Annotated in this window: 10 protein-coding genes; 6 read left to right on the plus strand and 4 right to left on the minus strand. The window is 72.3% G+C overall.

The genetic code is table 11. The annotated features are described in order from the left end of the window. Positions 1-47: 47 nt before the first annotated feature. Positions 48-1,661: a S1C family serine protease gene (locus BLT97_RS25775; RefSeq protein WP_093614235.1), complete on the minus strand. Its 1,614-nt coding sequence runs from the start codon at positions 1,659-1,661 to the stop codon at positions 48-50. A gap of 244 nt (positions 1,662-1,905) precedes the next feature. Here BLT97_RS25775 and BLT97_RS25780 point away from each other — a divergent pair, with 244 nt between their 5' ends. The 3 genes from BLT97_RS25780 to BLT97_RS25790 all read left to right on the plus strand — a co-directional run bounded on the left by BLT97_RS25780 (position 1,906) and on the right by BLT97_RS25790 (position 4,508). Further along, the gene (locus BLT97_RS25780) at positions 1,906-2,721 is read left to right on the plus strand and encodes a glycerophosphodiester phosphodiesterase (RefSeq protein WP_093614237.1); all 816 of its coding nucleotides are present in this window, start codon (positions 1,906-1,908) and stop codon (positions 2,719-2,721) included. 174 nt (positions 2,722-2,895) lie between these two features. Further along, positions 2,896-3,471 (plus strand): ATP-binding protein, encoded by a 576-nt coding sequence (locus tag BLT97_RS25785; RefSeq protein ID WP_093614239.1) that lies wholly within the window; start codon positions 2,896-2,898, stop codon positions 3,469-3,471. A gap of 68 nt (positions 3,472-3,539) precedes the next feature. Next, on the plus strand, positions 3,540-4,508 hold the full coding sequence (locus tag BLT97_RS25790; RefSeq protein ID WP_093614241.1) for a DUF5926 family protein: 969 nt from the start codon (positions 3,540-3,542) through the stop codon (positions 4,506-4,508). Between the two features lie 402 nt (positions 4,509-4,910). On the opposite strand, the gene BLT97_RS25795 is transcribed toward BLT97_RS25790, so the two are convergent. Beyond that, complete coding sequence (locus tag BLT97_RS25795; protein ID WP_425442766.1) at positions 4,911-5,600, minus strand: hypothetical protein; 690 nt, start codon at positions 5,598-5,600, stop codon at positions 4,911-4,913. Between the two features lie 95 nt (positions 5,601-5,695). Continuing rightward, complete coding sequence (locus BLT97_RS25800) at positions 5,696-6,361, minus strand: bifunctional DNA primase/polymerase (RefSeq protein ID WP_093614245.1); 666 nt, start codon at positions 6,359-6,361, stop codon at positions 5,696-5,698. A 492-nt stretch (positions 6,362-6,853) separates the two neighbouring features. Here BLT97_RS25800 and BLT97_RS25805 point away from each other — a divergent pair, with 492 nt between their 5' ends. The 3 genes from BLT97_RS25805 (at position 6,854) to pdxR (ending at position 11,508) form a co-directional block, all read left to right on the plus strand. Then, positions 6,854-8,410 (plus strand): PP2C family protein-serine/threonine phosphatase, encoded by a 1,557-nt coding sequence (locus BLT97_RS25805; RefSeq protein ID WP_093614247.1) that lies wholly within the window; start codon positions 6,854-6,856, stop codon positions 8,408-8,410. 112 nt (positions 8,411-8,522) lie between these two features. After that, positions 8,523-9,995, plus strand: a complete 1,473-nt coding sequence (locus BLT97_RS25810) for an aminopeptidase P family protein (RefSeq protein ID WP_093614249.1) — start codon at positions 8,523-8,525, stop codon at positions 9,993-9,995. 76 nt (positions 9,996-10,071) lie between these two features. Further along, the gene (gene pdxR, locus BLT97_RS25815; RefSeq protein WP_093614251.1) at positions 10,072-11,508 is read left to right on the plus strand and encodes a MocR-like pyridoxine biosynthesis transcription factor PdxR; all 1,437 of its coding nucleotides are present in this window, start codon (positions 10,072-10,074) and stop codon (positions 11,506-11,508) included. A gap of 14 nt (positions 11,509-11,522) precedes the next feature. Here the strand turns inward: pdxR and BLT97_RS25820 are convergent, their stop codons facing one another. After that, positions 11,523-11,990: an ATP-binding protein gene (locus tag BLT97_RS25820; RefSeq protein ID WP_093614253.1), complete on the minus strand. Its 468-nt coding sequence runs from the start codon at positions 11,988-11,990 to the stop codon at positions 11,523-11,525. Positions 11,991-11,993: the final 3 nt, after the last annotated feature.

Here is an 11,993-nt window from a genome sequence, read left to right on the forward strand (position 1 = left end):
GTGCTCCGGTTCTCCCGGAGCACCCCTTCGCCATGCCTGGCGCAGGCTCAGTTCCCCTCGCCCTTGCTGCCGAGCACCACGTCGACCGTGTGCTCCTTGCCGTCGCGCTCGTACGTCAGCTTCACGGTGTCGCCCGGCTTGTGGTTCCAGATCTCGCTGATCAGGGTCGGGCCGCTGTCGATCGGGCGGTCGTTCAGCTTGGTGATGAGGTCGCCCGGCTCGAGACCCGCCTTGTCCGCGGGGCCGCCCGGCGTGACCGGCGCGGTGTTGCCCGTGCCCTGTTCCGTGATGCGGGCGCCGCCGTCACGGCTGGTCTCGTCGATGGAGACCGACGCGCCGATCATCGGGTACGTGGCCTTGCCGTTCTCGATCAGCTGCTTGGCCACGTTCTTCGCCTGGTTGATCGGGATCGCGAAACCGAGACCGATCGAACCGGCCTGCTGGCCGCCCATGCCCTGACCGGCCGACTGGATCGCCGAGTTGATGCCGATCACCGCGCCGCGCGCGTCGAGCAGCGGACCGCCCGAGTTGCCCGGGTTGATCGAGGCGTCGGTCTGCAGGGCGCTCATGTACGAGCGGCTCTGGCCGCCGTCGCTGGAGGCGACCGGGCGGTTCTTGGCCGAGACGATGCCGGTGGTCACGGTGTTGGAGAGCCCGAACGGAGCGCCGATCGCGATCGTCGAGTCGCCCACCGCGACCTTGTCCGAGTTGCCGAGCGCGAGCGGCTTGAGACCGGAGGCGTTCTTCAGCTTGAGCACGGCCACGTCGTAACCCTGCGCCCGGCCGATCACCTCGGCCTCGTACTTCTTGCCGTTGGAGAACGTGGCCGAGAGCTTGCCGCCCTGCGCCGCCGTCGCCACCACGTGGTTGTTGGTGAGGATGTGGCCCTCGCGGTCGTACACGAACCCGGTGCCCGTGCCGCCCTCGCCGTCGCCGCCCTGCGCGTCGATGGTCACGACGCTCGGCAGCGCCTTCGCGGCGATGTCCGCGACGGTGCCCGGCTCGCGCTTGAGGTCGGCCGGGGTGTCCGAGGCGGAGACGGTGGTCGAGTCCGTGCTGTTGTCGTTGCGCTCGGCGGCCCAGTAGCCGATGCCGCCGCCGACACCGCCGGCCACCAGGGCCGCGGCGAGCGCGGCCGCGACGAGGCCGCCCTTGCGGGACTTGGGGGACACGGGGGCCGGCTGGTACGAGGCACCCCACTCCTGGCCGCCCCCGCCGTTCGCGTACGAAGGGGTGGCGGGCGGCTGCGGAGGCCAGCCGCCCGCGTGCTGTCCTGCCGGGGCTCCGGCCTGGTGTCCTGCCTGGTGTCCGGGCTGCTGTCCCGCCGGCGGTCCGTACGGCGCACCGGCCGGGGAAGCCGGGGAACCTTCCGCGGCTCCGACTCCGGCTCCCGTCGGCGTGCCACCCTGCGCGGACTGCGGAGCATCCGCCGGCGGGACCGGCGGCAGCTGCGCCGTCTCGCCGGAGGCCACCGGCGGCAGCGGGGCGGTCACGTGCTCGTCCGCGGCGGGAGCCCTCGTACCGGAGGAACCCCCGGCAGCACCCGCGGCGCCGCTTCCGGAGGCACCGGAAGCGGCGGGAGCAGCGGGAGAACTCGACGGAGGCGCAGGAGGTACGGACGGGGCGGGGGGAACCTCGTTGCCCTCGTTCTCGGTGCTCACAGCTCTACTCCTCGATCCACGGCGTCTGTGTCTTCTTCATCCGGCCGCACTTGTGTCCGCAAGCCTTTCCCACCGGACGTCAGGGCACCATAAGCCGCACCTGTGCGTCCGACGCCCATCCTCGGCGGGCGCCGGAAGCGGCGCATCCGCTGAGCCCCCGTCAGGAAACGCTGCGGATCCGCTGAGCCCTCGTCAGGAACCCGGCGTACGCCACGGGTACCCCGCGAAGTGACACCATGTCGCGGTGACTTCCGCACGAACCCCGCAGCCCTCGGGGCGCGATCCCCGCTCGATCCAGGTCGTCGCGCACCGGGGTGCCTCCGAGGACGCCCCCGAGCACACCCTCACCGCGTACAAGAGAGCGATCGAGGACGGCGCGGACGCGCTGGAATGCGATGTCCGGCTCACGGCCGACGGACACCTCGTGTGTGTCCACGACCGGCGCGTCAACCGTACGTCAAACGGCCGCGGAGCCGTCTCCGCGCTCGAGCTCGCCGACCTCGCCGCACTCGACTTCGGCTCCTGGAAGAACAGGGAGGACGGACCGGAGTGGGAGGACACCTCCGTCCTCACCCTGGAGCGGCTGCTCGAACTGGTCGCGGACGCCGGCCGGCCCGTGGAGCTCGCCATCGAGACCAAGCACCCCACTCGCTGGGCGGGCCAGGTGGAGGAGCGGCTGCTCCTGCTGCTCAAGCGCTTCGGCCTGGACGCGCCCAAGACGCCGGCGGATTCTCCGGTACGGGTGATGAGCTTCTCCGCGCGTTCCCTGCAACGGGTCCGGGCGGGCGCACCCCAGCTGCCGACGGTCCATCTGGTCCAGTTCCTGACCCCGCGCATGCGGGACGGGCGGCTGCCGGAAGGGGTACGGATCGCGGGGCCCGGCATCCGGCTCGTACGGAACAACCCCGCGTACATCGAGAAGCTCCAGCGGGCCGGGCACCAAGTGCACGTGTGGACGGTGAACGAACCGGCGGACGTGGACCTCTGCGTCCGGCTCGGCATCGACGCGATCATCACCAACCGGCCGCGCGCGGTCCTCGAACAGCTCGGCCGCCGCTGAGCCGTGCCGGAAGCCGCGCCGGCCGGGCCGTGACGGAAGCCGGGCGGGCCTTGCCGGGACGGAGCGGGCAACCCGGCTGAACCGGACAGTTTGAGCACGCGTCACTCACGCAGAGTGCACCGGCGCGTTCGGACCGTAGGCGCTTGTCCTGAGTGCGTCACGAGGGCGTTCCGTATGCGGATTGGCCGGTTTCCGGTCCAGTCCATTGGGGCATCCACACCGTGGCGTGGGGCTAAGGAGGTCTCGGGGGTGGCGTTGGTGGTGGCACAAGAGGTGCCGGCGTCGTCGAGCATGGCCGTACCCCACGGTCCTGCGGGCGTGGGACGAGCAAGACACTGCATGCGTGATCAGCTGCGTATCAGCGGCGTATCCGAAGCTGTCATAGACGATGCGGTTCTGATCCTTTCCGAACTGCTCAGCAATGCCTGCCGGCACGGCAGGCCGCTCGGGGACGCGGCGCTCATGGGGGACGGCAGCGTGCGCGCGGCCTGGCGCCTGGACAAGTCGGGCAGGCTGACCGTGGAGGTGACGGACGGGGGCGGACCGACCCGACCGGTTCCGGCCACTCCGTCGGTCACGGCGCGCGGCGGCCGAGGTCTGGGCATCATCGCCGCACTCGGCGAGGAGTGGGGCGTGCGCGACGGCGCGTCCGGCGAAGTGACGGTCTGGGTCGTGCTGGACGCGGGCACGGCGGACGCGGACGGGCCTTCCGCACACCATCCGTTCGACACCTTGCGAGGGCTGTCCTGACCACGTGCCCCCACCCCTCCGGCTAGGCTCACCGCCGTACCGCCCAAGCCGTGACCGGGAGACGCACGATGGCCAAGAAGCGCCCTCAGACGAAGAAGCCGCAGAAGGCGCAGATCACCGACGGGGAAGTGCCCGTCGTCGGCGCGCGTGAGCCCTGCCCGTGCGGTTCGGGCCGGCGCTACAAGGCCTGCCACGGCCGCGCCGCCGCCCAGGCCGTGACCGAGCTGGTGCACCGCCCCTTCGAGGGACTGCCCGGCGAGTGCGACTGGGTCGCGCTGCGCGAGCTGGTGCCCGCCGCCACCGTCGAGCTCACCCTCAAGGACGGACTGCCCGAGGGCGTCCCGTCGGTGACGCTCGCGACCGTGCTCCCGATGGCGTGGCCGGGTCTGCGCCGCGAGGACGGCTCGGTCCTCATCGGCCTGCAGAACGACACCTCGTCCGGTGACCTCAGCCGCGACCTCGCCGACATCCTCACGCAGGCGCTCAGCACCGAGCCGGGCAACCCGGTCGCCGCCCGCCGGGCACCGGCCGACGGCCCGCGCCTTCAGGAACTGCTCGACCCGAAGGGGCCGTTCGAGCCCGTCGTGCACGAGGGCTTCGAGTTCTGGGTGCCGGACGCGGAGAACGCCTCGGCGGAGGTGACCGCCTCCCTGGAGCGGGCCAACGCCGCCGCGATCCCGACCGTGAAGCTGCCGGACCTCGAGGCCGCGTACTGGTGCGAGACCCCGGAGAAGAACCACCTGCGCTGGGTCATGCCGCACCCCGAGGAGAAGCTCCTCGACGCGCTCGCCCGGCTGCACGCGGCCGGCAAGTCGAGCCTGGGCGAGAACACGCGCCTGGTGGGCTCGTTCCGTGCGCACGGTCTGATGGTCCCCGTGTGGGATCTGCCGACCGGCATGAGCGCGGCCGATGTCGAGAAGCCCGCCGCCGAGTTCGCCGAGCGGCTTGCCGCCGCCCTCGCGGACGAGTCCCCGCTGACCGGCGACGAGCGCCGCGCCCGCGGCGGCCTCACCAACCGTCAGGTCACGCTGAGCTGATCCGCCCGGCGGACGAACGGCCGGGCACAGGCCGACCGGCTGACTGGATCTGCCGGTTCGGTCGGCCCGGTCGGTCCGGCCGGTGGGCTGCACTGACCGGCCGGTCAGTCCGCAGTGGGTCATGGCGCGTTCGGCGAATGATCAGAAATGGCCATTCATGATCGTTCCGTTCCCCAGGAAGTCCTCAGGAAAGCCACAGGAAAGCCGGAGAAAAGGTATGACAACGGTCACAACTCCGGCCCTTGGCAGGTAAATCCCCTGCGGAGTGGCCGATACCGCCCGAGATCGAATTTGCGAACGGCAGATCTTCGGTTACCGTTCAAGTAGCCCGGTCGCTGGTGCATCCCCCGTCGCCAGCGACCGGGCCTTTCCATGCCCGCACACCCCGTCGCCGCGCGCGCCTCAACGGCCCGCGGCAGACGCCTCGTTGCTCCCGGAGCGGAGCAGCATCGGGCCGCTCCCCTCCTCCGCGTCCGCCGACTCCTCGCGGGCCGCGAACTCCGCCACCGCCGTGTACGCGGCCCGGTCGCCCGCCGTCCGCTCGCGCGGCGTCTCGCACGCGCCCGGTTCGTCGTCCTCGTCCACCACGCAGTGCATCTGCACGGTCCGCCCGCCGGGGCCCATCAGCGTGAGCACCGAGCTCAGTTCCTCGCCGGTGGCGTTGCGGTAGTAGGTGCGGGCCCAGGTCTGCTCGCCCTGGCTGAGCACGCAGGTCTGCGCCTCCACGCCCTCGGGCGAGGCGAGTTCGGGGCCGCACTGGGCGGCGGTGGTCAGACCGAGCCCGGCCAGGAGCCCGGGTGCGGAGTCGTCGGCCGGGACGGCACCACCGGCCGCCACCCCATCTGCCGACTCGTCGTCCTCAGCCGCGGGTGCCTTTCCGTCCTCCGGTGCGGAGCCGGTCCGCTGCTGCTCCGCGGCTCGCTCACCGCGTCCGTCCGCGGCGCCTTCATCCCGTACGCCCGAGGCGCGTTCATCCCGTACGTCGTCGGGAGTGTCGAAAGGGCCCGCGGGCCCCGCCGCCGCACCCGCGAGCGGCAGCAGGACCGCGAGCAGCACGACGGCGATGAGCGCGGACATACGTGCTCGCTGCAACGGACCCACCTGCTCAACTGAACGGCGAAACAACGGAGGTGAGCCGAAGATAGCGACGGGCGGGGGCCCGCAGGCCCCGCGCACGCCCAAGCCGCCTACAACTCGGGCGCGCTCACACCCGTATGAGTGAGGATGTCGACCAGCACGTCCACCAGGGCCTCGATGTCCGGCAGCCAGGGCTTGGCCGAGCCGGGCAGCGGCGCGCGCTCCCAGCGGACCTCGCCCTGGCCGGTCTCCGAGGGCGGCAGGACGACATAGCCGCCGGTGCCGTGGAAGCGGAGCGAGCCGGGGACGTGGTCCTTGGCGTAGAGCAGCTCGCCGAGGTGGGGCATCGAGTACGGCGCGACGAGGAACGACCAGCGGTCGGGGGTCGCGACGACGGGGCCGAGGCGCACGCCCCTGCGGTCGAGCTCGGCCAGCGAGCGGGCCGCGGCGATGGCCGGCAGGCTCACCGCGCTGGGTCCCGGTCCGCCGGTGGCCAGCACGATCGGCGCCGTGGGCCGGTTGGTCCACCACCAGCGCACCATCCGCTCATCACTGGTCGCGGCCAGGATGCCGGGGTCGAAGGGGTGCGCGCCGGGGGTGGCGCAGTCGGGGTCGGGGCAGGCGCATTGCGGCGATCCGGGCTGCCGCAGGCCGACGCCGGGGAGCACGGGCCACTGCCAGGTGCTCGCGAAGGTCAGGGCCGCGCTGATCTGGTCAGGCCTCCCACCGGGTCGCTTCGACAGGAGCCTGCGTCGCCTTCCGAGGATCTCGCGCATGAGCGCTCGTTCCTTTCCGTTGAAAACGCAGAGACACTACCGACACTGCGGGCCATTTCATGCACTTCAGACAAACCGCACATGACGTGCATGACGGACACTGCTGACACTTGAGTCACGCTTGGAGCTCGGACTGCACACGCAGATGCATCCATTACAACCATGGCGGTGGGTGGCGCGTGCCTGGCGCGTACTGCGTCGCGCCCGCCTTCTTGCTGTCCCGCTTGCGAACCGCCACAAGGTGCCCGGCCGGTACGCGGCCGTCGCTCTCTAAGACGTACGGGTCCGTCGTCCGGTTCAGGAACAGCTTCAACTCCTGCTGCCCTTCACCCAGTACGTACCCGATACGCCGGTACTGACGCCCGAGTCGGTGCTTGGTGCGGGTCCAGTCGACCGCAATACCCGAAAGGACAGGGCTGTTTTCCGCCAAGTTCCCTTTCTCGTCACGGATGTCCCGAACACCCCATGGACACCAGGAATCCCCGCAGGACAATGCTGGACATCCCTAGACCACTGCGTGTAGATGTGGACCTATTGCTGGCGGCGCAGAATGACATGGGGGTTTGCGATGCTAAAGAGCAATATGCACCGGCCGGAATCCCGGCAGAACAGCGCGCCATGAACGCCCCGCACCTTCCGAAAGTGGCCGGAATCGATCCCAGCTCTTCTTCGGTTCCCGCCCCCGCGCACACTGCGGCGCCCGACGCGCTCACGACGGCGCCCGGCTGCGCCCCCGCGCCGCCCACACCGGCGGCCGTGATCCAGGACCGGCTCGCCGGCTGGGTCTCCGACCTCACCACGCTCCACGAACTGACCGAGCGCCTGACGCGCACCACCACGCTCGAGGACTGCCTGCGCGAGATGCTGCGGGCCGGCGCCGCCCTCGTCGGGGCGCGCCGCGGACTCGTCGTCCTCGAACCCGCCGACGGGCTCGGCCCCGACACCATGACCGGACTCGGTCTCGAGCGGGCCGAACTCGGCCACATCGAGACCGTGCCGCGCAGCGCCACCTCCTACGGGCGGCTGCTCGACGGCTCGGGTCCGCCCGCACCCGGCGAGTGCGGGATCGCGCAGCCCGACCTCCTCAACGAGGAGGACCTCGACCCTCGGCACCGCTCGGTGGCCGCCCAGCTCGGCTATGCGGCCAGCTATGCCCTGCCGCTGACCTGCGAGAACACCGAGCGCCCCGGAGCGGGCGGCCGGCTCGGCGCGGCGGTCTGGCTGTACGACGAGCCCGCCGAGCCCGTCGAACGCCAGCGCCATCTGGCCGGCCTGTACCTGCGGTACGCGAGCGAGCACACGGCACGGCTCGTCGAGCTGGAGCGCTCCCGTACGACCATGGCCACGATCGCCGAGGAGCTGCTGCCCAGCCGGCTGCCCCGGGTCGCGGGCGTGCAGCTCGCCGCCCGGCACCGCACCGGGCCGCGCGGCGGCGGCGACTGGTACGACGCGCTGCCGCTGCCGGAAGGCGCGCTCGGGCTCGCGGTCGGATCCGTCACCGGGTCGGGGCCGAGCGCGGTCGCGGCGATGGGCCGGCTGCGGGCGTCCCTGCGGGCGTACGCGGTGATGGAGGGCGAGGACCCGGTCGCGGTCCTGTCCGATCTCGAACTGCTGCTCCGCCTCACCGAACCGGCGCGCAGCGCCACCGCGCTCTTCGCGTACTGCGAGCCGCGCCGGCGCAAGATCGTGCTCGCCGGGGCCGGACACTCCCCGCCGCTGGTCATCGGCGACCGGCGCACCGAGTTCGTGGAGACCTCGCTGTCCGCGCCGCTCGGGATGCTGAGCTGCTGGGAGGCGCCGAGCGTGGAGCTCTCACCGGAGCCGGGCGAGACGGTGCTGCTCTACACGGACGGGCTGCTGCACCGCACCGGCGACCCGATGGACCGCGCCTTCGCCCGGCTGCACGCGGCCGCGTCGAGCGTGCCGCGGGCGCTGCGGGACGATCCCGGGGCGATCGCCGACCACGTCCTGCGCACGGTGCTCACCGACGGACGGGACGAGCAGGACAGCGCCGAGGATGTGGTGCTCCTGGCGGCGCGGTTCGACTGACCGGTCCGGAGTCCCTTTCGCGTGACTTTGGCCATAGGTGCCAGGCCTCGGGCCCCCTTCCGTACGGACATACGATGGACGGTGGTCCCCAGGTCACTACGAGGAGGCATTCGTGGCCGAAGAGCTCACTGACGCGCCCACCCACGACGCAGCAGAAGAAGCAGCCGAGAAGCCCATCAAGCAGCGGAAGAACGGGCTGTACCCGGGCGTGTCCGACGAGCTGGCCGAGTCCATGCGCTCGGGCTGGGCGGACACCGAGCTGACCGACCTGGAGCCGATCGCCCAGGCCGCGCACACCGCCCGCCGCCGCGCCGCCCTGTCCGCCGCCTTCCCGGGCGAGCGGCTGGTGATCCCCGCGGGCAACCTGAAGACCCGCTCCAACGACACCGAGTACAGCTTCCGCGCCTCCACCGAGTACGCGTACCTGACCGGCAACCAGACCGAGGACGGCGTCCTCGTCCTCGAGCCGGTCGAGGGCGGTCACGAGGCCACGCTCTACCTCCTTCCGCGCTCCAACCGGGAGAACGGCGAGTTCTGGCTGGACGGCCAGGGCGAGCTGTGGGTCGGCCGCCGCCACTCCCTGACCGAGGCCGAGAAGCTCTACGGCATCCCCGCCTCCGACGTCCGCAAGCTGGCCGAGGCGCTGGCCGAGTCCACCGGCCCGACCCGTGTGGTCCGGGGCCACAACGCCGGGATCGAGGCGGCCCTGGCCGACAAGGTCACCGCCGAGCGCGACGAGGAGCTGCGGGTCTTCCTGTCCGAGGCGCGCCTCGTGAAGGACGAGTTCGAGATCGCGCAGCTGGAGCAGGCCTGCGCCTCCACCGCGCGCGGCTTCGAGGACGTCGTGAAGGTCCTGGACAAGGCCGAGGCGACCTCCGAGCGCTACATCGAGGGCACGTTCTTCCTGCGCGCCCGCGTCGAGGGCAACGACGTCGGCTACGGCTCCATCTGCGCCGCCGGCCCGCACGCCACGACCCTGCACTGGGTGCGCAACAACGGCGAGGTCCGCTCCGGCGACCTGCTGCTCCTCGACGCCGGCGTGGAGACCAACGAGCTCTACACCGCGGACGTGACCCGCACCCTGCCGATCAACGGCCGCTACACCGAGCTGCAGAAGAAGATCTACGACGCGGTGTACGAGGCCCAGGAGGCGGGCATCGCGGCCGTGAAGCCGGGCGCCAACTACCGCGACTTCCACGACGCCGCGCAGCGCGTGCTCGCCGAGAAGCTGGTGGAGTGGGGCCTGCTCGAAGGCCCGGCGGAGAAGGTCCTTGAGCTCGGCCTCCAGCGCCGCTTCACGCTGCACGGCACCGGCCACATGCTCGGCATGGACGTCCACGACTGCGCCGCCGCGCGCCGTGAGACCTACGTCGACTGCACCCTTGAGCCGGGCATGTGCCTGACGGTCGAGCCGGGTCTGTACTTCCAGGCCGACGACCTGACGGTGCCCGAGGAGTACCGCGGCATCGGCGTCCGGATCGAGGACGACATCCTCGTGACGGAGGACGGCAACCGGAACCTCTCGGACGCGCTGCCCCGTACGAGCGCGGACGTCGAGGCCTGGATGGCTTCCCTGAAGGGCTGAGCCCTCTGCTTGCGGTGAGGGGGCGGTACGCGGCTGCGTACCGCCCCTTCCGTATGCGCCTAATAGGGTCCCCACCATGGGTGACACCTGGGCCGAGCAGGCCGGACGGATCGGTGCCGACCTGCACTTGGAGCTCGGCGGCGGGGGCAGCCGGCGGGCTGCGCTGATCCGCGCGCTGCGTTCCGCCGTACGCGAGGGGCGGTTGCGGCCCGGGCAGAAGCTGCCGCCGTACCGGTCGCTCGCCGCCGATCTCGGGCTCACCCGGAACACGGTCGCGAGCGCCTACGCCGAGCTGGTCGCCGAGGGGTGGCTGACGGCGCGGCAGGGGTCGGGGACGCGGGTGGCCTCGCGGACCGCGCCCGCCGCCGCGCCGCGCGCGCCCGCCGCCGTCGAGCGCCGGGCGGTGGTGCACGACCTGGGGCAGGGCAAGCCGGACCCGTCCTCGTTCCCGCGCACCGCCTGGGCCGCCGCCGCCCGGCGGGCGTTGACCGCCGCGCCCAACGAGGCCTTCGGGCCCGGGGATCCGCGCGGCAGGCCCGAGCTGCGTGCGGCGCTCGCGGAGTATCTGGGGCGGGTGCGGGGCGTGCGGACCTCGCCGGAACGGATCGTGGTCTGCTCCGGGTTCGCGCACGCGCTGCGGCTGCTGTTCGGCGGGGCCGGCGGCTCGGGGCGCGGGGTGCTGCGCGGGCCGCTGGCCGTGGAGGCGTACGGGCTCGGCTTCCACCGCTCGCTGCTGGCCGCCGCGTCCGTGCGTACGGTGCCGGTCGAGGTGGACGAACAGGGCGCCCGCGTCGGGGAGTTGGCGTCCGGGGTGCGGGCCGCGTTGCTGACCCCGGCGCACCAGTTCCCCACCGGCGGGCCGCTGGCGCCCGGGCGGCGGGCGGCCGTCGTGGACTGGGCGCGGCGGCGCGGCGGGCTCGTCCTGGAGGACGACTACGACGGGGAGTTCCGCTACGACCGCGAACCCGTGGGCGCCGTACAGGGGTTGGACCCCGAGCGCGTGGTCTACCTCGGCTCGGTGAGCAAGAGCCTGTCGCCCGCGGTGCGGCTGGGGTGGATAGTGCTGCCGGGACATCTGGTGGACCAGGTGCTGTCCGTGAAGGGCGAGCGGGAGGCGTGGGCCAGTGCGCTGGACCAGCTGACGCTCGCGGAGTTCCTCGCGTCCGGGCAGTACGACCGGCATGTGCGCCGGATGCGGCAGCGCTACCGGGGCCGGCGTGACAGGCTGCTCGATGCGCTGGCGGCACGCGCGCCGCACGTCGGGGCCACCGGGATCGCGGCGGGACTGCATGCGGTGCTGCGGCTGCCGGAGGGGACGGAGCAGGCGGTGCTCGACCGGGCGCGGCGGGCCGGGATCGCCCTCGACGGCCTCTCCGCCTTCCGGCACCCGGAGGCGGCCGGGCCCGGTCCGGACGGACTGGTGGTGGGGTACGCGGCGGCGCCGGAGCATGCGTACGGGGCCGCGGTGGACGCGCTGTGCTCGGTGCTGCGCGCACCGGACGTATCAACGTGAGCGGAGACCCGGCGCTACACCGTGACCAGCGGTGAATCCTTGCGCCACTTGAGGATCTTGTCGAAGCTCACCACCGCGCCCGCGCCGTCCCGGTTCGCGAACGAGACATGGTCGGCGAGCTCCTCGATCAGCCCCAGGCCCCGGCCGTGCTCCGCGACCTGTTCGGCGGGCGGTGTGCGGTCCGGGGCGGCCGTCGGGCGCTCGATCGTGGCGAGGGGGAACCCGGGGCCCGAGTCCGCCACCTCGATGCGGCACCGCTCGCCGTCCAGATAGGCCGTGACCTGGTACGCGTCCTGGGCCGAGCGGTGCGCGGCGGCGCCGTGCTCCACCGCGTTGGCGCAGGCCTCGGTGAGCGCGACCGAGAGTTCGAAGGAGATGTCGGGGTCGACGCCCGCGGTCTCCATGGTGCCGAGCAGGAGCCGCCGGGCCAGCGGGACGCTGGCAGCCTCGCGCCGCAAGTGGAGTGACCACCAAAGGCTCATGCT

Origin of the sequence: Streptomyces indicus, from assembly GCF_900100315.1 — a bacterium.
In the GTDB taxonomy this organism is placed as follows: domain Bacteria; phylum Actinomycetota; class Actinomycetes; order Streptomycetales; family Streptomycetaceae; genus Streptomyces; species Streptomyces indicus.